The 19053-nt window shown below is 67.9% G+C and carries 18 protein-coding genes; 5 read left to right on the forward strand and 13 right to left on the reverse strand.

Going from position 1 to position 19053, the window contains the following annotated elements:
* Positions 1-2: 2 nt before the first annotated feature.
* From ATL42_RS07980 to ATL42_RS08005, 6 genes are all read right to left on the reverse strand, one after another.
* On the reverse strand, positions 3-1304 hold the full coding sequence (locus ATL42_RS07980) for an ABC transporter permease (protein WP_098454891.1): 1302 nt from the start codon (positions 1302-1304) through the stop codon (positions 3-5).
* The gene (locus tag ATL42_RS07985) at positions 1301-2641 is read right to left on the reverse strand and encodes an ABC transporter permease (RefSeq protein ID WP_098454892.1); all 1341 of its coding nucleotides are present in this window, start codon (positions 2639-2641) and stop codon (positions 1301-1303) included. Before ATL42_RS07985 ends, ATL42_RS07980 begins: the two co-directional genes overlap by 4 nt.
* Positions 2638-4155, reverse strand: a complete 1518-nt coding sequence (locus ATL42_RS07990) for an ABC transporter ATP-binding protein (protein WP_098454893.1) — start codon at positions 4153-4155, stop codon at positions 2638-2640. Before ATL42_RS07990 ends, ATL42_RS07985 begins: the two co-directional genes overlap by 4 nt.
* A gap of 92 nt (positions 4156-4247) precedes the next feature.
* Positions 4248-5339, reverse strand: coding sequence for a BMP family lipoprotein (locus tag ATL42_RS07995; RefSeq protein WP_098454894.1), 1092 nt, complete (start codon positions 5337-5339; stop codon positions 4248-4250).
* A 209-nt stretch (positions 5340-5548) separates the two neighbouring features.
* Positions 5549-6796 carry an amidohydrolase gene (locus ATL42_RS08000; RefSeq protein WP_098454895.1) on the reverse strand — a complete coding sequence of 416 codons (1248 nt, stop codon included), beginning with the start codon at positions 6794-6796 and terminating at the stop codon, positions 5549-5551.
* Complete coding sequence (locus ATL42_RS08005) at positions 6793-7920, reverse strand: mannose-1-phosphate guanylyltransferase (RefSeq protein WP_098454896.1); 1128 nt, start codon at positions 7918-7920, stop codon at positions 6793-6795. The genes ATL42_RS08000 and ATL42_RS08005 overlap by 4 nt, the downstream gene beginning before the upstream one ends.
* Before the next feature lie 208 nt (positions 7921-8128).
* On the opposite strand from ATL42_RS08005, the gene sdhC reads away from it, so the two are divergent.
* Genes sdhC through ATL42_RS08025 form a run of 4 tightly spaced genes read left to right on the forward strand, consistent with a single transcriptional unit; the run spans position 8129 to position 11599 of the window.
* Entirely contained in the window at positions 8129-8509 is a 381-nt protein-coding gene (gene sdhC / locus ATL42_RS08010) for a succinate dehydrogenase, cytochrome b556 subunit (RefSeq protein WP_098454897.1), read from the forward strand.
* Positions 8509-8961 (forward strand): succinate dehydrogenase hydrophobic membrane anchor subunit, encoded by a 453-nt coding sequence (locus tag ATL42_RS08015; protein ID WP_098454898.1) that lies wholly within the window; start codon positions 8509-8511, stop codon positions 8959-8961. The genes sdhC and ATL42_RS08015 overlap by 1 nt, the downstream gene beginning before the upstream one ends.
* A 38-nt stretch (positions 8962-8999) precedes the next feature.
* Entirely contained in the window at positions 9000-10835 is a 1836-nt protein-coding gene (gene sdhA / locus ATL42_RS08020; RefSeq protein ID WP_098454899.1) for a succinate dehydrogenase flavoprotein subunit, read from the forward strand.
* Complete coding sequence (locus tag ATL42_RS08025; protein ID WP_098454900.1) at positions 10835-11599, forward strand: succinate dehydrogenase iron-sulfur subunit; 765 nt, start codon at positions 10835-10837, stop codon at positions 11597-11599. The genes sdhA and ATL42_RS08025 overlap by 1 nt, the downstream gene beginning before the upstream one ends.
* Positions 11600-11679: 80 nt before the next feature.
* Here the strand turns inward: ATL42_RS08025 and ATL42_RS08030 are convergent, their stop codons facing one another.
* The 6 genes from ATL42_RS08030 to sigE all read right to left on the reverse strand — a co-directional run bounded on the left by ATL42_RS08030 (position 11680) and on the right by sigE (position 16688).
* Positions 11680-12216, reverse strand: coding sequence for a 2'-5' RNA ligase family protein (locus tag ATL42_RS08030; protein ID WP_098454901.1), 537 nt, complete (start codon positions 12214-12216; stop codon positions 11680-11682).
* On the reverse strand, positions 12213-13241 hold the full coding sequence (gene trpS / locus ATL42_RS08035; RefSeq protein WP_098454902.1) for a tryptophan--tRNA ligase: 1029 nt from the start codon (positions 13239-13241) through the stop codon (positions 12213-12215). Before trpS ends, ATL42_RS08030 begins: the two co-directional genes overlap by 4 nt.
* 68 nt (positions 13242-13309) lie before the next feature.
* Positions 13310-13729, reverse strand: a complete 420-nt coding sequence (locus ATL42_RS08040; protein ID WP_098454903.1) for a twin-arginine translocase TatA/TatE family subunit — start codon at positions 13727-13729, stop codon at positions 13310-13312.
* Between the two features lie 50 nt (positions 13730-13779).
* Positions 13780-15069, reverse strand: coding sequence for a S1C family serine protease (locus ATL42_RS08045; RefSeq protein ID WP_098454904.1), 1290 nt, complete (start codon positions 15067-15069; stop codon positions 13780-13782).
* Positions 15070-16029, reverse strand: coding sequence for an anti-sigma factor family protein (locus tag ATL42_RS08050; RefSeq protein ID WP_098454905.1), 960 nt, complete (start codon positions 16027-16029; stop codon positions 15070-15072).
* Positions 16026-16688: an RNA polymerase sigma factor SigE gene (gene sigE, locus ATL42_RS08055; protein WP_098454906.1), complete on the reverse strand. Its 663-nt coding sequence runs from the start codon at positions 16686-16688 to the stop codon at positions 16026-16028. Before sigE ends, ATL42_RS08050 begins: the two co-directional genes overlap by 4 nt.
* Before the next feature lie 154 nt (positions 16689-16842).
* Here sigE and ATL42_RS08060 point away from each other — a divergent pair, with 154 nt between their 5' ends.
* Positions 16843-17475, forward strand: a complete 633-nt coding sequence (locus ATL42_RS08060; RefSeq protein ID WP_281254317.1) for an O-methyltransferase — start codon at positions 16843-16845, stop codon at positions 17473-17475.
* Positions 17476-17519: 44 nt separating this feature from the next.
* Here the strand turns inward: ATL42_RS08060 and ATL42_RS08065 are convergent, their stop codons facing one another.
* Positions 17520-19046: a leucyl aminopeptidase family protein gene (locus tag ATL42_RS08065; protein WP_245862299.1), complete on the reverse strand. Its 1527-nt coding sequence runs from the start codon at positions 19044-19046 to the stop codon at positions 17520-17522.
* Positions 19047-19053: the final 7 nt, after the last annotated feature.

A 19053-nucleotide genomic window follows, 5' to 3' on the forward strand; every position in this document is an offset into this window, starting at 1 on the left:
GGTCACTCCTTCACGTAGGGCAGGCCGGACGCACCGGGTGCCCGCGAGCGTCCGACGAGGCCCGCGACAGCGAGCAGGGTCACGACGTACGGGAGCATGAGCATGAACTGGCTGGGGACGGGCGCTCCGACGATGCTCAGCGCACCCTCGAGGTTGGACGCGAAGCCGAAGAGGAGCGCCGCCAGCGCTGCACGGACAGGGTCCCACTTGCCGAAGATCACCGCAGCGAGCGCGATGTACCCTGCGCCTGCGGTCATGCCCTTGCCGAACGACGACACCGAGACGACCGTGTAGAAAGCACCGCCGACGCCGACGATCGCGCCAGCGATGACGAGGGCGCGGTAGCGGACGAGCTGGACCTTGATACCGACCGTGTCTGCGGCCTTCGGGTGCTCTCCCACCGCGCGGACGCGCAGACCCCACCGGGTCCGGTACATCGCGAACCAGACGGCCGGGACGGTGACGTACATGAGGTAGACGAGGATCGACTGGTCGAACAGCGCCGGGCCGATGATCGGGATGTCCGCGAGGAACGGGATGTGGACCGTCGGGAACCGGGTCGTCCTGTTGAGCGTGGACGCCTGTGGGACGAGCACCTGGGAGTAGAGGAATCCTGTGAGCCCGACGACGAGCACGTTGAGGACCACACCGACGATCACCTGGTTGACGCGGTACGTGATCGTGAAGACACCGAGCACGAGGGCGACGAGCGCCCCAGCGGCGATCGCGGCGACGAGGCCCATCCACGGGCTGTGGGTGATCGACCCGACGATCGCGGCGCAGAAGGCTCCGGCGAGCAGCTGGCCCTCGATAGCGATGTTCACCACGCCGGCCTTCTCGCCGATGGCGCCGCCGAGAGCACCGAAGACGATCGGCACGGAGAGGAGCACAGCACCGCCGATGAGGCGGACGACCGGGAAGTCGCGCAGCGAGCCAGCGCCTGCCCAGGAGAGGAAGGCGACGAGAACGAGAACCGCGAAGAGGACCGAGACGAGCACGGGGACCGGCTTGTTCGTGCGCACCCTGACGAACGCGAGGAGCGTGAGGACGACGAGCACGACGATGCAGGCCCAGGCGACTCCCGTGCCAGGGACCGCGATGTCGGGGATCTGGAAGAAGTCTCCGTCCGAGGAGAAGCGGAACTTGGTCTTTCCTTCACGCGGAGAGAGAGCGACGAGCAGCACCATGAGCACGGTGACGATGGAGAAGGCGATCGGTGCCTTGTTGCTCGTGACGACGACTCGCCTGGGCTGGTCGGAGACCGACCCTGCGCTGGGGACCAGTGCAGCATGGACGGCGGTCATGCGGCCACCTCCTTCTTGTCACGACGCGGGCGGCGCTTCGCGCCAGGCTGCGGGAGGCGGAACACGGCACGCACGAGGGGCGGGGCCGCGATGAACAGGACGATGAGCGACTGCACGACAGAGACGATCTCGATCGGGATGCCCTGCGATGTCTGCATGACGGCACCACCGGCTTTGAACCCGCCGAAGAGGATGGCGGCAGCGAGCACGCCGAACGGTGAGGAGCGTCCGAGGAGAGCGACGGTGATGGCGTCGAAGCCGATGCCGGCGTCGATGTCGGAGCTGAAGCCCGTCGTGACCGTGCCGAGCACCTGGGTGGCACCAGCGAGGCCGACGAGACCACCCACGACGAGCATGACGTAGACCGTGGTGCGCCGGACGTCGATGCCGGCGACACGGGCTGCCTCGGGATTCTCACCGACCGCACGGAAGACGAACCCTGCCCGAGACCGCTGCAAGAGCCACCAGGTGAACACCACTGCGACGAGCGCGAAGACGAAGCCGAGGTGCAGAGGGAACTGGTCACCGAGGATCTTCGGCATGATCGCCGACTCCTTCATCGGCGCGGTCTTGGGGTTCGACGACCCTGCCGCCTGGAGCAGACCCGGCGTCGCCAAGAGGTAGGACAACGCATAGAAGGCGATGTAGTTGAGCATGATCGTCACGATCACCTCGTGTGCACCGGTGAAGGCCTTGAGGAGACCGGCGATGCCGGCCCAGAGCGCACCGGCTGCGATACCCGCGATCATCGCGACGAGCATGTGCAGCGGCCACGGCATGTCGAGACCGAAACCGATCCAGCCTGCAGCGATCGCGGCGACGAGCATCTGGCCCTGTCCACCGATGTTGAACAGACCCGCGCGGAAGCCGAGCGCGAGGCCGAGGCCCGCGCCGATGAGCGGTGTCGCGTAGTTGAGAGAGTTCATCAGCGGACGGATGCCGCTCACGAAACCGTCTGCGCGATAGTTCCACACGGCTCCGCGGAAGAGTGCTGCGTAGGCTTCTCCGACGGAGGTGCCGACAGCAGAGAAGGTGTCTCCGGGCCGGGTGAAGAAGTACTTTGCCGCGGCCTGGACGTTCTCGTCGGTCGTGGCGATCATGATCGAGCCGGCGATGATCGCGAGCACGATCGCTCCGACAGACACGAGCCAGTTGCCTGAGACGATCCGTCGGAAGGCCTCGGACCACCGTGCTTCGTCGTCGTCGTCACGCGGAGGGGCGCTCTTCTCCCGCGCGGGCGTCGTGGTCACTGTGGAGTCAGCAGGCTGGTGCGTCGCCTCCACGGCCTCGTTGTCAGCGTCGGCGGCATACTGGTTCCGCTCGTCCGGCGTACTCATGCCGCGTCCATCCCTTCAGGTGCGATGCCGGCCATCATCAGGCCGAGCACGTCGCGGGGCGTCGTCGACGGCACGATGCCGACGACGCGTCCGCGGTACATCACGAGGATGCGGTCGCCGAGAGCGACCGCCTCGTCCAGCTCTGTCGCGACGACGATGACGGGCACGCCCGAGTCACGCGTCGCGACGATACGTTTGTGAATGAACTCGATCGATCCCACGTCGACGCCGCGCGTCGGCTGCGAGGCGACGAACAGCCGGAGGTCGCGCGAGAGCTCACGGGCCAAGACGACCTTCTGCTGGTTTCCACCGGAGAGCCTGCCGGCAGGCGCGTCGATCCCTTGCGTGCGGATGTCGAACTCCTCGACAGCATGACGCGCGAACTCGTCGCGTGCCTTGAGCTGGAGGATGCCGTGCCGCACGAAGGGGGGTCCGTCGGTACGGTCGAGCATGAGGTTCTCGGCGACGGAGAACGATCCCACGAGCCCGTCGACGTTGCGGTCCTCGGGGACGAAGCCCACACCTGCGTCGAGGAAGCTGCGGACCGACCCGCCGTCGAGTGCTGCACCGTCGAGCCGGATGCTCCCGCCGGACGGTTGGACGAGCCCGAGGAGCGCGTCAGCGAGCTCGGTCTGGCCGTTGCCCTGGACACCGGCGATGACGAGGACCTCGCCGCCGCGCACAGTGAAGCTCACGTCGTCGACGAGGACCGAGCCTGCGGGGTCGGTGATCTCCAGGTGATCGACCTCGAGCGCCGCCTTGCTGTACTGCGGCGCGTCCTTGTGGACGGTGAGCTCGACAGCGCGTCCCACCATGAGCGCAGCGAGCTCTGCGTCGGTGGAGGTCGGCTCGGCCTCACCGACGACGGCACCGCGGCGGATGACCGTGATGCGGTCAGCGACCGCGCGGACCTCACGAAGCTTGTGCGTGATGAAGACGATCGCCGTGCCCGCGTCGCGGAGCTGGCGCATGATGCCCATGAGCTCATCGGTCTCCTGCGGTGTCAGGACGGCCGTCGGCTCGTCGAACACGAGGACCTTTGCGTCGCGCGAGAGTGCCTTGATGATCTCGACGCGCTGCTGCACGCCGACCGGCAGGTCTTCGACGACGGCATCGGGGTCGACATGGAAGCCGAACCGAGCAGCGATCTCGACGACCTTCGTCCGTGCGCTGTCGAGGTCGAGCCGGCCGAGACCTCGGGTCTGCTCGTGGCCGAGCATGACGTTCTCGGCGACTGTGAAGACAGGGACGAGCATGAAGTGCTGGTGCACCATCCCGATCCCTGCCGCCATCGCTTCGCCGGGGCCGTTGAAGTGCTGGACCACCCCGTCGAGGAGGACGTCGCCCTCGTCTGCGGTGTACAGGCCGTAGAGGACGTTCATCAACGTCGACTTCCCCGCACCGTTCTCACCGAGGAGGCAGTGCACCTCACCGGGCTCGATGGTGAGGTTGATGTTGTCGTTGGCGACCAAGGCGCCGAAACGCTTGGTGATGCCACGGAGCTCGAGCTTCATTGACCGCGATCCTTGCGAGCAGAAATGTATGGAGACACGACGACGCTCTCCCCGTTGAGGATCAGGTCCTCCACGGGGAGAGCGTCAGACGGTCACTGGTTGAGGTAGGAGGTGACTGTCACGTCACCGTTGATGATCGATTCCTTGAGCGCGTCAACCTCTTCGACGAGGGCAGAGTCGACCTTGCCTTCGAAGTTGTGCAGGTCGGCGAGGCCGACGCCACCGTTCTCGAGGGTTCCGACGTACGGCTCGGAGTCGAAGGATCCGCTGCCCGCGGACATGATGGTGTCGTAGACCGACACGTCCATCTCCTTGAGGATCGAGGTGAGGATCATGTCCTCCGTGCTCGGGTCCGTCACGAAGACGTCAGCGTCGACGCCGATGAGTGCGATGTCGCGGCCGGAGTCGTCGATCGCGTCCATGGCCGACTGGTAGATGGGTCCACCGACGGGGAGGATGACGTCGACGCCCTGGTCGATGATGCCCGCTGCGATGCCCTTAGCGGTGTCGTTGGCCTCGAAGCCACCCGTGAAGGAGCCCTGGTCGGCGCCGGAGTAGCCGACGACCTCGACCGCGGTGCCCTTGACCTCGTTGTAGTAGTCGACGCCCTGCTTGAAGCCGTCCATGAAGATCGTCACTGTCGGGTACGGCTGTCCGCCGAACGTTCCGACCTTGCCGGCCTCCGAGTAGCCCGCCGCCATGTATCCAGCGAGGAACGCTGCCTGCGCGGTGTCGTAGAGGAGCGGCTTGATGTTCGCCGCGTCCTTCTCGCCGTCGAAGTCGTTGTCTGCGCCGTCGTCGACGAGGACGTAGTCGATGTCCGGGTTCGCGAGTGCCGACTCGACCGTCGCGGCGGAGAGCGCGAAGCCGACCGCGACAACCGTCTCGCAGCCTTCGGACACGAGGGACTCGAGGTTGTTCTTGAAGTCTGTCTCAGAGTCGGACTGGACCTCGGCGTGCTCGGCACCGAGCTCGTCGGACGCCCGGACCAGGCCGTCGAAGCTCAGCTGGTTGAAGCTCTTGTCGTCGAAGCCACCGGCGTCGGAGACGATGCAGGGGCGGTAGTCGGAGCCGAGGGCTGCCGTCGCGCCGCTGTCGGTCGTCTCGTCCGGTGCACTGCCACAAGCGGTCAGCGCCAGGGCCGCGATGGCGCCTGTCGCCGCAAACTGAGCAACTCTCTTCACGTGAAACTCCTGTTGATCTCGATGAGGTACCAGCCCGGTGAAACCGGATCGGGCGAGTGCCCTTGGCTAGCGGTCGGACGGGTCGTGTTCCCACGAGAATACGGTTCGTTCGGTCACGTCGAGGTTACTAGGGCGTAACAGCGTCGCTTCGTTACCAAAGCGCAAACCTCGGTCTGATCCCTGGGACTTGGGGGTCCACGCCTCGGGATCTACGGTGCTCGAGCGTCGCGGACGGTCGCCGTGGCATCCTCTCGAGGTTTGAGGACCCCGCCGCTCGTGGCGACCCGTGACAGCAGCGCCACCCCCACCGAGATCGCCGTCTCGTCGATCTGCAGGTCTCCTTGATGGATGTCGAAGGTGTGCCCGCCCGGCGACCGTGTCCCGAGACGGGCCAGCGCTCCGGACACCTTCGTGAGGTACCAGGCGAAGTCCTCGCCCCCGAGAGACTGCTCGGTGAGGACCACCGAGCGGTCACCGAGCACTGCGTGCGCCGCCGCCTCGAGCACACCTGTGCAGCGGCCGTCGTTCTCCACGGGCGGCACCCCGCGCTGGTGGTGGACCTCGACCTCGACGCCGTACGGCTCGGCGACCTGCGCGACAGCATCATGGAGGACCTGTGCGGCGTGCTCCCAGGCGCGTACGTCGAGGCACCGCAGGGTTCCCTTGGCCGTGCCCGTCGTCGGGATCGCGTTGTGGGCCGCCCCCGCGTGCACGGCACCCCAGGTGAGGTTGACCCCGGATCGTGGGTCGAGACGCCGTCCGAGGATCGCGGGCACCTGGGTGATCACCTGACCGAGCGCGAACACCACGTCACCGGTGAGGTGCGGCCTAGACGTGTGCCCTCCGCTCGACGTGACCGTCACCGTCACCTCGTCTGACGCGGACGTGATCGGACCGATCCGGGTGCCGATGGTCCCGACGTCGACCTTCGGGTCGACGTGCAGCGCGTAGATCTCGCCCACGCCGTCGAGCACGCCCTGGTCGAGGAGATCGAGCGCTCCCCCGGGCTGGACCTCTTCGGCCGGCTGGAAGATCAGGCGGACTGCACGGTTCAGATCACCTGCGGAGTGCAGCTCGGCGAGGACGAGGCCGACGCCGAGCAAGATCGTCGTGTGGACGTCGTGCCCGCAGGCGTGCGCGACGCCACGGACCGTCGACGCGAACGGGACGCCGGACGTCTCAGCGAGCGGCAGCGCATCGATGTCCGCGCGCAGCGCTAGCCTGCGCTGACCGGTCAGCGCAGCGCTGGGGCCGATGTCGCACGTGAGCCCCGTGCCGGTCAGCAAGCGAGGCTCGAGGCCCGCGCGCCGGAGACGGTCCGCGACGAGCGCGGTCGTCCGGGTCTCGGTGCGCGCAGTCTCCGGGTGAGCATGGAGGTCACGACGGATCTCGACGAGCTCGTCGTGGAACCCGTCGACGAGCCCTCTGATGCGCTCGGCCGTGACGGACGAGCTCACAGCAGCTCTTCCATCCCGCGCTCGCGCAGCTCGGTCACGATGTCCTTGACCTGCTGCGCCCGGGCACGTGTCGTGACGAGGAGCGCGTCCGGGGTGTCGACCACGACCACGTCGTCCAGCCCGAGGATCGTCACCACACGACCGCTCGCGGGGACGACCACCGAGCCGGCGCTCTGCACCCGCACGACTGAGCCCGCGTCGCCCAGGACCTTCGACCCCGACTCGTCGGCTGCGGGCAGGAGCGCCGCGAGGGAGTTGAAGTCGCCGACGTCGTCCCAGCCGAAGTTGCCGGGCACGACGACCACGCCGCCCGCGTCCGCCACCGGCTCGGCCACCGCATGGTCGATCGCGATCTTCTCGAGGCCCGGCCAGACCTCTGCGAGAACCTCGTCACGCTCGGGCGTGTCCCAGGCCTTGGCGATGGTCCGGAGCCCGGCGTGCAGCGTCGGACGCTGGGTCGCGAGGTGGTCGAGGAGCACGGACACCCGCGTGATGAACATCCCCGCGTTCCAGCGGTACTCCCCCGTCGCCAGGTACCGCTGTGCAGTCGTCGCGTCGGGCTTCTCCGTGAAGCCGACGACGTGCCGCGCGCTCTGTGCGCCCTCGAGCCCGAGCGGCTCGCCGCTGTGGATGTACCCGAACGCGGTGGACGGCCGCGACGCCGCGATGCCGATCGTCACGACGTACCCCTCCTCGGCGGCTCGGACCCCCTCGCGGACGGCCTGCTCGAAGGACTCCTTGCCCGCGATGACCTGGTCCGCCGCAAACGACCCGATGACGACGTCGCCGTGACGCTCTGACAGCACCGCGGCAGCAAGACCGATGGCAGCCATCGAGTCTCGCGGCGACGGCTCGGCAAGGAGGTTCTGCGCATCGATCTCGGGGAGCTGCGCGCTCACGGCGTCGACGTGCGCGACACCCGTGACGACGACGACCCCGGACTCTCCGGCCAGAGGCACGATCCTGTCCATGGTCGCCTGGATGAGCGAGCGACCGGATCCGGTGAGGTCATGGAGGAACTTCGGCGCACCGGAGCGCGACAGCGGCCAGAGCCTCGTCCCCGCTCCGCCAGCCGGGATGACCGCATAGAAGTTGGGCACACGGGCGGAGGAGGTCGATGACATACCTCTGAGCATAAACAACGAACCGCCTGTGGATTGCGTCACAAAACGGAAACACACCTGCCGAAGGAGGTCCGCCCGGGCGCAACCACCACCGAACACTCACTAGAGTGAACAGTGACAAACGGTCTGGGCAACGATGCCTGGAACTTCAACGGGAGCACCGGACTCGCTAGTTCCGCCCCCCTGACTCGCCACAGGAGGCGCCAAAGTGCCCAGTGCACCTGCTGGCACGCTGTACCGCGGCCGCGAAGGTATGTGGTCCTGGGTTGCGCATCGCGTAACCGGCGTGCTGATCTTCTTCTTCCTGCTCGTCCACGTGCTGGACACCGCGCTCGTGCGAGTCTCGCCCGAGGCCTACAACGCGGTGATCGGTACCTACCAGACCCCCGTCATGGGACTCGGCGAAGCCGGCCTCGTCGCGGCGATCGTGTTCCACGCCTTCAACGGTATCCGCATCATCCTGGTCGACTTCTGGGTCAAGGGTCCTAAGTACCAGCGCGTCATGCTCTGGGTCGTCGTCGGCCTCTTCGTCGTGACCATGGCCGGGTTCCTGCCGCGCCACCTCATGCACGTCTTCGGGGGGAACTGATGAGCTCGGCACCAACGATCGCGAACCCGCGTGACTCCTACAAGCGGAACGCGGCCAGCCGCTCGAACTTCGAACTCTACGGCTGGGTCTTCATGCGCGCCTCAGGCGCCGTGCTCCTCGTCCTGATCTTCGGTCACCTCTTCGTCAACCTCATGGTCGGCGAGGGCGTCAACGCGATCGACTTCGCGTTCGTCGGTGGCAAGTGGACCTCCTTGTTCTGGCGGCTCTGGGACCTCCTCATGCTCTGGCTGGCGATGACCCACGGCACCAACGGCGTGCGGACGATCATCAACGACTACGCCGAGCGCCCCGCCGTCAGGCTCACGCTCAAGCTCTCGCTCTACGTGGCGTTCGTCCTCGTCACCGTGCTCGGCACGCTCGTGATCTTCACGTTCACCCCGTGCCCGGCCGGCGCTCCGGCAGACCTGCTGCCGTCCATCTGCACGGCCTGACCCACCTTCCTACTCGCCTCGAGGAGGCATCGCCCACGATGCAAACCCACCAGTACGACGTCGTCATCGTCGGCGCGGGCGGCGCAGGCATGCGCGCCGCCCTCGAGTCATCCGGCGAGGTGCGCACCGCCGTCATCTCCAAGCTCTACCCGACGCGCTCGCACACGGGTGCTGCGCAGGGCGGGATGTGCGCCGCGCTGGCCAACGTCGAAGAAGACAACTGGGAGTGGCACACGTTCGACACCGTCAAGGGTGGCGACTACCTCGTCGACCAGGACGCTGCCGAGATCATGGCCAAGGAAGCGATCGAGGCGGTCCTCGACCTCGAGCGCATGGGCCTGCCGTTCAACCGCACGCCTGAGGGCAAGATCGACCAGCGCCGCTTCGGCGGGCACACCCGCAACCACGGCGAGGCGGCCGTCCGTCGCTCCTGCTACGCGGCGGACCGCACCGGACACATGATCCTCCAGACGCTCTATCAGCAGTGCGTCAAGCAAGAGGTCGAGTTCTTCAACGAGTTCTACGTGCTGGACCTCCTCGTCGACCACGACCTCTCGGCCGGGCACGTCCCGGACGGCGAGGCCGTCAACGTCACCGGCGTGGTCGCCTACGACCTCGCGAGCGGTGAGATCCACGTGTTCCAGGCAAAGTCGGTCATCATCGCGACCGGCGGCGCCGGCAAGATCTTCAAGACGACCTCGAACGCCCACACCCTCACCGGTGACGGGATGGCGCTCGCCCTGCGGCGCGGGTTCCCGCTCGAGGACATGGAGTTCTTCCAGTTCCACCCGACAGGCCTCGCCGGCCTGGGCATCCTCCTCTCCGAGGCAGCCCGCGGAGAAGGTGGGATCCTTCGCAACTCCGACGGCGAACGTTTCATGGAGCGTTACGCCCCGACCATCAAGGACCTGGCCCCGCGCGACATCGTCGCCCGCTCGATGGCGCTCGAGGTCCGTGAAGGTCGTGGGTGCGGACCGAACAAGGACTACGTCCTGCTCGACCTCACGCACCTGGAACCCGCGCACATCGACGCCAAGCTCCCTGACATCACCGAGTTCGCGCGCACGTACCTCGGCATCGAGCCCTACACGGAACCGATCCCCGTCTACCCCACCGCGCACTACGCGATGGGTGGCATCCCGACGAACGTCGACGCCGAGGTCCTGCGCAACAACACTGACACCGTCCGCGGCCTGTACGCAGCCGGTGAGGTGGCGTGCGTGTCCGTCCACGGGTCGAACCGTCTCGGCACCAACTCGCTCCTCGACATCAACGTGTTCGGCAAGCGCGCCGGGCGGGCCGCGGCGGCGTACGCCAAGACGGTCGACTACCTCGATGTCCCGGAGAACGCGACCTCCGCGGTCGTTGCACAGCTCGACGAGATGCGCGAGCGTCCGACCGGCGAGCGCGTCTCCGACCTGCGGACGGCACTGCAGGAGTCGATGGACCTCAACGCCCAGGTGTTCCGGACCGAGACCTCCCTGCGCCAGGCCCTCGCCGACATCAGGGAGCTCCAGGCACGCTACGAGAACGTGTCCGTCCAGGACAAGGGCAAGCTCTTCAACACCGACCTCCTCGAGGCCCTCGAGCTCGGCTTCCTCCTCGACATCGCGGAGGTCGTCGTGATCGGTGCGCTCAACCGCAAGGAGTCGCGCGGCGGACACTTCCGAGAGGACTACCCCGACCGGGACGACGCGAACTGGATGCTGCACACGATGGCGTACCGCCGACCGATCGGCGACACCACCGTCGTGAGCGCGGACGGCACCGAGGGCTCTTTCTCCGAAGAGAGCGTCTTCGAGAACTACAAGGTCGTGCTGGGCGGAAAGCTCGTCACACAGACGAGGTACGAGCCGATGGAGCGTAAGTACTGATGACTGCAACCATAGAACAGGCACCTCAGGCAGAGATGGGCGCGATCCCGAGCTTCGAGGTCACGATCCGGCTCCGCCGGTACCTTCCCGAGTCGTCGCACGGCGACGAAGCGTACTGGGAAGACTTCACGGTCACGGCCTACGGGACCGACCGCGTCCTCGACGCGCTCCACAAGATCAAGTGGGAGCACGACGGCTCGCTGACCTTCCGCCGTTCCTGCGCGCACGGTGTCTGCGGCTCGGATGCTGTCCGCATCAACGGCCGCAACAGGCTCGCGTGCAAGACGCTCCTCAAGGACGTCAACCCGGACAAGCCCATCACCGTCGAACCCATCAAGGGTCTGCCTGTGATCAAGGACCTCGTCGTGGACATGGAGCCGTTCTTCGCGTCCTACCGCGAGATCATGCCGTTCCTCATCACGACAGGCAACGAGCCGAGCAAGGAGCGCATCCAGTCTGCTGAGCAGCGCGAGCGCTTCGACGACACCACAAAGTGCATCCTGTGCGCCGCGTGCACGTCCTCGTGCCCGGTCTTCTGGACCGATGGCCAGTACTTCGGTCCGGCGGCGATCGTCAACGCGCACCGCTTCATCTTCGACTCCCGCGACGACGGCGCAGAGCAGCGGCTCGAGATCCTCAACGACAAGGAAGGCGTGTGGCGCTGCCGCACGACCTTCAACTGCACCGAGGCCTGCCCTCGTGGCATCGAGGTCACCAAGGCCATCCAAGAGGTCAAGCGAGCGATGATCACGCGCGCGTTCTGACCACCTGCACGACGACGAAGGCCCCCAGGCCCGTGAGCCTGGGGGCCTTCGTCGTCTCCAGCTCGTGGAGGACGGAGCAGTCAGCCGAGCGGGAAGTCCCGCACAGGACGCCACACGTCGTCGTCACCGTGCTCGTACAGGGAGATGGCATGCACCTCGAAGGTCGCCTCGAAGTCGGCCATCTCGTCGAACGCCACGTCGAGAGCAGTGTCAGGCACCTCGTGAGCGACGGTCACATGAGGGTGGTAGTTGAAGCGCAACGGCTGTTCGAGCGGGCCCGAGCGAACCGCACGCTCGAGGGCCTCGCACTCGACGATCCCTTGCGCCAGCTGGACGAAGACGACAGGCGAGACCGGACGGAACGTCGCCGAGCTCCGCAGGTGGACGACGAAGGACCGTGACGACGCTGCGATCTCGGCAAGGTGCGCGTAGACGGAGTCGAGGTTTTCCTGCTCGACGACCGTCGGCCCGAGGAGCGTGATGTGCGGCGGGATGAGAGCAGCCAAGGGATCGCCGAACCGTTGGCGCGCAGCCTGAAGCTCCGGACCGAACGGTGGTGGCACCTCGATAGCGATGCCCACGCGGCGCTGGTCGCCTCGACGGTCGGGGACGTTCACCGGGGTTCGACCACAGCAGGGAGCAGCCCGACACGGTCGTAGACCCGGGCGATCGTCTCTCGCGCGACAGACCTGGCTTGCTCAGCACCGCGTGCGAGGATCCGGTCGAGCTCAGCAGGGTCAGCCAGGTACTGGTTCGCGCGGGCCTGGAACGGCGTGAGGAAGTCCACCATCACGCCCGCGAGGTCCACCTTGAGGTTGCCGTACTGCTTACCCGCATACTCGGTCTCGAGCTCGCTGACCGTCTGGCCCGTGAGGGAGGAGAAGATGGTCAGCAGATTCGAGACGCCAGGCTTCGTCGCCGGGTCGAAGCGGATCTCCGAGCCGGCGTCGGTCACGGCCGAGCGAATCTTCTTCGCGGAGACGGCCGGGTCGTCGAGCAACCAGATGGTGCCCTTGCTTGTCCCCGACTTGCTCATCTTGGCCGTCGGTTCCTGGAGGTCGTAGATCTTCGACACCGCCTTGACGATGTGCGCCTCCGGCACGACCACCGTGCCCGCGCCGAACCGCGTGTTGAGCCGCTCAGCGAGGTCGCGCGTGATCTCGAGGTGCTGGCGCTGGTCTTCTCCGACCGGGACGCGGGCCGCGTCGTAGAGCAAGATGTCCGCCGCCATGAGGACGGGATAGGTGAAGAGCCCGACAGTCGTGCCTTCGGTCCCCTGCTTTGCAGACTTGTCCTTGAACTGGGTCATCCGGCTCGCCTCGCCGAACCCCGTCTGACACGACAGGATCCACGCGAGCTGTGCGTGCTCGGCCACGTGCGACTGGACGAAGAGGGTCGACCGCTCAGGGTCGACGCCACCGGCCAGGTACTGGGCCAGGGTCCGGCGTGTGCGCTCGCGCAGCTTCACCGGGTCGGGGTTGACCGTCAGCGCGTGCAGGTCGGCCATCATGTACAGCGTGTCGTAGGAGTCCTGGAGGGCCACCCACTGGGTGAGAGCACCGATGTAGTTTCCGAGCGTCAACGAGTCGTCGGTCGGTTGCATGCCGGAGAGGATCCTGGGACGCGGTGCATCGGTGGCCATCCCCACATTCTGGCAGCAAGGACGGTCAATACCGAATCAGCTCCGCGCCGCTGGGCAGGGCCCCTGGATCAGGTCGCCTCGGCGTCGAACGGGGCAGGCGCTCCGGCCTCGAGCCGCTGCTCAGGCGCAGGCCGCGCCGCAGCCTTCGTCAGTCCGACGCCCGTCGCCGCCGCGGCTGCTCCCCCGGCGGGACCCGCACCGGTCTTCGTCTTCTTGGTCCGCGGATCGAGGACTGTGTCCTCGAGCAAGGCGTCTCGGACGATGCGCCGCGGGTCGTAGCGGCGCGGGTCGAGCTGGGCCCAGTCGACGTCACCGATCTCGGGGCCGAGCTCCTCGGTGACCTTGACCTTGGCCTCGGCCAGGAAGCCTTTGCCCCTGCGCACGAGGGTCGCAAGCTGCTCCGCGTACCCGGGGAGCCGTTCAGGCCCGATCACGAGCACTGCGAGGACGAGGATGATGATGAGCTCGCCGCCGTTGATTCCGAACACGGTTCGTCCACTTCTCGTCGTCAGGCACTGGGTGGGCTGGTCTCGCGCCGCTAGCTGCTCGTCGCACTGTCGAGGACGATCGAGACGTCACGGTCATCGCCCCCTGAGCGTACGCGCAGGACGACCGTGTCACCGGGGGCCTTGGCACGGATCGCGACGATGAGCTCGTCCGGTTGTGTCACAGGACGTCCGTCGATCGACACGATCACATCACCCGACTCGACCCCGGCCCCGTCAGCAGGCCCGCCGGGGGTGACCGCAGCCTGGCCTGCCTGGTCGTCCTCAGACACGCGGACGCCTTCGCCGTCGTACGTCGAGTCGAGGAGGACGCCGATGATCGGGTAGCTCGCGACGCCCGTCTCGATCAGCTCCTCCGCCGTGCGGCGTGCCTGGTTGGACCCGATGGCGAAACCGAGCCCGATGCTCCCGGACGCTGAGAGCTGTCCTGGCGGCTGGGCGATCGCCGAGTTGATGCCGATGACCTCGCCGGCCCCGTTGACGAGCGGGCCACCAGAGTTGCCGGGGTTGATCGCTGCATCGGTCTGGAGCGCGTTGATGAAGGCCGTGTCCGTCACGTCCCCCGCCGAGACAGGCCGGTTGAGCGCGCTGATGATCCCGGACGTCACGGTCCCGTCGAGCCCGAGGGGTGCCCCGATCGCGATGACAGGATCGCCGACCACGACACCGTCGGAGTCTCCCAGGACCAGCGGGACCAGGCCCTCGCGCTCGACCCGCAGCACCGCCAGGTCGTAGTCCGCCGTGCGCCCCACGAGCGTCGCGTCGTCTTCGGTGCCGTCGGCGAACGTCACCCGGATCCGGCCGTCGGGCACCGCGCCGGCGATGACGTGGTTGTTCGTGAGGATGTACCCGTCCTCCCGCAGGACGAAGCCGGAACCTGTTCCTTGACCGTCCGCACCAGAGACCTGGATCGACACGACGCTCGGAGCGACCGTGGCCGCGATGTCGGCGATCGAGCCGTCCGGCCGGGTGAGGTCGTCCGACGGCACGACCGTCGGAAGGCTCGCGTCGTCCGGACGACCCGCCACCGCGTCCAGCGCCACGGGTGCGAGCACGCCGCCGAGCGCTCCGACCACGAGAGCTCCCACGAGGAGGACCACCACGAGACCTGGCCCCAGCCCACGCACAGGTTCCCGAGCAGGACGGGGCAGCGGCTGCCACGGAAGCACGAACGCGTCGGCGTCCGGGAGGTACCCGTCTGGCTCCGGCAGCTGAGCCTCCTGGCTGGACGGGGCGGCGACCGGGACAGCAGCGTCGTCACCAGGAGGCGGGGGAACAGGACCGTGCCCGGGGACCAAGCCCTCGGGGGCGTTCTCATGCACCTAGAGGACTCCTGTCAGAGTGGACCAGCCGCGCTCGACACGCGCCTGGAATCCGGTGTCGAACTCATCGACGGTGAACGTGGAGACAAGTTGTAGCACGTCCTCGAGGTCCATCTCCGAGACGACGTCGATGACGGTGTCCGAGGACTGCCACACGAGGTGGACCGGCGTCTCGGAGACGACATAGACCGGGTTGCCCCCGATGCTCTGCGCGGTGCCGTCGAGCGCGGTCGAGTCGAGCCTGCCCTTCTGCTCGCGCACGACCACGCGTCCGAGCGGGCTCTCGAGGTCGACCTCGAGGATTCCGTCGTTGTCTCCGGCGAACCGCACCTGAGTCAGTCGGACGCCGTCGGGGAGTGTCGCCGGCCGTTCCCAGCCGTGCTCGCCCAACCACCCGAAGACGTCGTCCGTGGGTGCTGCTCCGACCGACGTCGGGATCTCCAGGACGACGGGTGCCGGGCCGTCGGTCGATCGGAGCGGAAGCGGCGCGGACGCCAGGACAGACAGCGCGTCGGTCGTCGCGCGGGACGGCACGACCACAGGGCGCGCACCGAGCACGAACAGACCGGCTGCCGCGATCCCCGTCACTGCGAGTGCGCTGAGCGCGCCCGCGCGGGCCCACCGAGGCAGGCCACCGTCGCGAAGGTCACCGCAGAGCGCGAGCGAGCGGGGCGGCAGGTCTTCGCCCGACCACGAGGACGACGCTCCCGGCGGGCACGGGATCCGCTGTGCGCCCGGCCCGTCGTCGACGCTCAGCGCGAGGAGCCGCGACACAAGCTCCGGGGCCGGCAGAACCTCGGTCAGCTGCCCCCGGAGGGACTGTCGTGCATCACGCGCAGCCACGAGATCACCCGCACACCGCGAGCACCCGGCCACGTGGACGAGCGCCCGGTCGCGCGCCGCCGCGTCCAGCTGGCCGTCGACCAGAGCGCTCACCTGCGAGCCGAGATGGGGGCTCACGAGGCCTTCTCGGTCGCGAGGGCCTCGAGGAGCGCGAGCGATCCCGTCCCGGTGACGTCACCGGCTGGACGACGTGACCGGTGCGCCAAGAGCACCCGCAGCTGGGACCGCGCACGGTGGATCCGCGACCGGACGGTCCCCAGCTTGATACCGAGGGTGACGGCGATCTCCTCGTAGGACAGCCCTTCGATGTCGCAGAGCACGACAGCGGCGCGGTACTCGGGCACCAGCGAGTCCAGCGCACGCTGGACATCGTGATCGAGGTTGGCGTGCTCGTAGCCGCGCTCGGGATCGTGCAGCTCACCGCTCGCGGCATACTGCACGTCGCTCTCCCCCATCGCGTCCATGCGGATGCGCTGCTTGCGTCGGACCTGGTCGAGAAAGAGGTTCGTCGTGATCCGGTGCAGCCAGCCTTCGAAGGTGCCCGGTGTGTACCCCTTGAGGGAGCGGAACACGCGGACGAAGACGTCCTGGGTGAGATCTTCGGCATCGTGCTGGTTGCCGGTCAACCGGTATGCGAGCCGGTACACGCGTGCGGAGTGGTCCTGAACGATCGACTCCCAGCTCGGCGCTTCCCACGCGGGGGCTCCCGCCTCGGGCGCAGCGGCGCGCACAGGCTCAGGAGAGAGGGACGAGGCCGGATGGTCAGAGTCGCGCATCGCGCCATTCTCCCAGGATCGCCAGCGTGATGTCGCCTCCGTGACGGAACATTCACGCAGAGCGGACACCGCCGGTCGGTCGTCCGGTCTCGATCAGGTCTCAGCGGTACCATCGGCTCAGACCATGACGACCGCACGACCCCTGGAGGGCACCATCTCCGCTGACACGTCTCAGAGTTGGGCGTACGCCGAAGACTTCATCGACGAGGACGACGTCCTGCTGCGCGCCCGCGAGAGAGCCGCGCAGCTGGGCTGCTCGTCGATCCTGCCCGGCGCTGGTGCTGCGCTCAGCGTCCTGGCTGCAGCGGTGGCCGCCCGCTCCGTGGTCGAGATCGGGACGGGGACGGGTGTCGCGAGCCTCTACCTCCTGCGCGGGATGCAGCCCGACGGCGTCCTCACCACCATCGACATCGAGATGGAGCACCAGCGTGCTGCGAAAGAGGCGCTCGTCGAGGCAGGCATCCGGCTGACACGTGCCCGGGCGATCTCTGGCCGCGCGCTGGACGTCCTGCCCCGCCTGACCGACGGAGCCTACGATCTCGTGCTCATCGGTGCCGACACGGAGAGCTACCCCGCCTACGTCGAGCAGGCACTGCGGCTGCTGCGGCCCGGCGGCGTCCTCGTGGTCGACGATGCCCTCTGGCACGGGCAGGTCGCCGACCCCGCACGCCGTGACGCGATGACGACGACCGTACGAGACGTCGGCCGTCACCTCCGTGACGACGACCGGGTCGTCACGGCGCTGCTGACCTCAGGGACCGGCCTGCTCGTCGCTGTCCGCCGCTGACCCGCTGCCCGCGAACACGTCGCGCGGGCGGCGGCCAGCACGAGTCAGCGCAGCTTCTCGAGGAACCGCAGGACGAGGCGCGCACCGTAGCCGGTCGCGCCCTTGGGCACCTCGTGCGCCGTCGTCGTCGAGCGTGCCGGCCCGGCGATGTCCAGGTGCACCCACCGGCGCTCCCCCGCGAACTCTCGGAGGAAGAGCGCCGCGGTGATCGACCCGCCGCCAGGCGCGTCGATCGGTACGTGGCGCAGGTCCGCGACGGTCGATCTCAGCGCCGACCGGTACTCCTCCACCAGCGGCATGTGCCAGACCTTCTCCCCGCTCACCTGAGCCGCGGCCTCGAACCCGGCGAGAAGCCGCTCGTCCGCCGAGTACAGCGCGCCGTGCCCGCGGCCGAGACCTTGGCTCGCAGCCCCGGTGAGCGTCGCGACGTCGATGAGGATGTCCGGGTCGAGCGAGTCGTCTGCGTACGCCATCGCGTCCGCGAGAACGAGCCGGCCCTCGGCGTCGGTGTTCGCCACCTCGACGGTCGTTCCTCCACGGAGCGTGAGGACGTCACCGGGACGGTAGGAGCTGGCTCCGAAGTGGTTCTCAGCGAGCGGCAGGACTGCCGTCACCCGGTGCTTGGAGCGTGCACGCGACGCACCGACGACGACGGCGAGTGCGACCGCCGCTCCCGCCATGTCGGTCTTCATCGGGATCATCGCCTCACGAGGCTTGATCGAGAGCCCACCGGTGTCGAAGGTGATGCCCTTGCCGACGACCACGACGTGCTTCGACCCGCGGGCGGGCTCCTCCTCGAACGGCGTATAGGTGACGGTCACGAGCCGCGGCCCGTCGACCGATCCGCTGCCGACGGCGAGCAGGCCGCCGAACCCTTCAGCGGTCAGCTCCTCGGGACCGCGGACCGACAACTCGAGCCCTTCCGCGTCAGCCAGCTCGGTGACGCGACGCGTGAACCACTCGGGCGTCTTGATGTTCGACGGGACGGACGTGAGGTCGCGGACGAGCCACGTGGCCCACGCGCTGCGCGACGCTGCCTCGACCACGCTCTCGGGAGTCGAGCCGAGGAGGACGAGCTGGTGTGCGGGGCGCGGCCCTGCGCCGGAGCGCGAGAGAGCGGGCTGCCGGTAGGCGCCGAGGAGATACCCCTCGACGAAGCCGCGCGCAGTCTCTGTCTGCGTGCCCGCTGCGACCGTCGTGACGACCCGACCGAGCCCCACCGTCGCGCGTGCGAGTGCCGCGCCTGCTCGGCGCAGGTCTTGCGCCGAGCCGTGCCCGGTCCCCACGAAGATGATGCGGTGAGGCAGGTCTGACCACGGGAGCGGACCGACGGCTCGGCCGTGGGAGCGAGGGAGGTCGACCGTGTGGCTCGTGCCGGCCGCACCTGTGAACGACGCACGCTCAGCGAGCTCAGCAAGGTCGATGCCGTACCGCGCCGAGGCGTCTACGGCACCTGCACGAGGCTGGAGCTCGTCGTCCCCTTCGACGGGCGCGCCGACTGCCACAGCGATGGCATCGACGTCACCGTCTTCGAGGAAGACACACTGTGCGATCCGGCCGCGAGAGACCACGACCTCA

The sequence above is a fragment of the Sanguibacter antarcticus genome (assembly GCF_002564005.1).
Lineage (GTDB): Bacteria > Actinomycetota > Actinomycetes > Actinomycetales > Cellulomonadaceae > Sanguibacter > Sanguibacter antarcticus.

Excerpts from the sequence above, each read along its gene's own strand:
- trpS (WP_098454902.1), bottom strand. The coding sequence starts at position 13,241 with ATGGCCACCGATGCACCGCGTCCCAGGATCCTCTCCGGCATGCAACCG.
- ATL42_RS07990 (WP_098454893.1), bottom strand. The coding sequence starts at position 4,155 with ATGAAGCTCGAGCTCCGTGGCATCACCAAGCGTTTCGGCGCCTTGGTC.
- sigE (WP_098454906.1), bottom strand. The coding sequence starts at position 16,688 with ATGCGCGACTCTGACCATCCGGCCTCGTCCCTCTCTCCTGAGCCTGTG.
- ATL42_RS07980 (WP_098454891.1), bottom strand. The coding sequence starts at position 1,304 with ATGACCGCCGTCCATGCTGCACTGGTCCCCAGCGCAGGGTCGGTCTCC.
- sdhA (WP_098454899.1), top strand. The coding sequence starts at position 9,000 with ATGCAAACCCACCAGTACGACGTCGTCATCGTCGGCGCGGGCGGCGCA.
- ATL42_RS07985 (WP_098454892.1), bottom strand. The coding sequence starts at position 2,641 with ATGAGTACGCCGGACGAGCGGAACCAGTATGCCGCCGACGCTGACAAC.
- ATL42_RS08015 (WP_098454898.1), top strand. The coding sequence starts at position 8,509 with ATGAGCTCGGCACCAACGATCGCGAACCCGCGTGACTCCTACAAGCGG.
- ATL42_RS08005 (WP_098454896.1), bottom strand. The coding sequence starts at position 7,920 with ATGTCATCGACCTCCTCCGCCCGTGTGCCCAACTTCTATGCGGTCATC.
- ATL42_RS08025 (WP_098454900.1), top strand. The coding sequence starts at position 10,835 with ATGACTGCAACCATAGAACAGGCACCTCAGGCAGAGATGGGCGCGATC.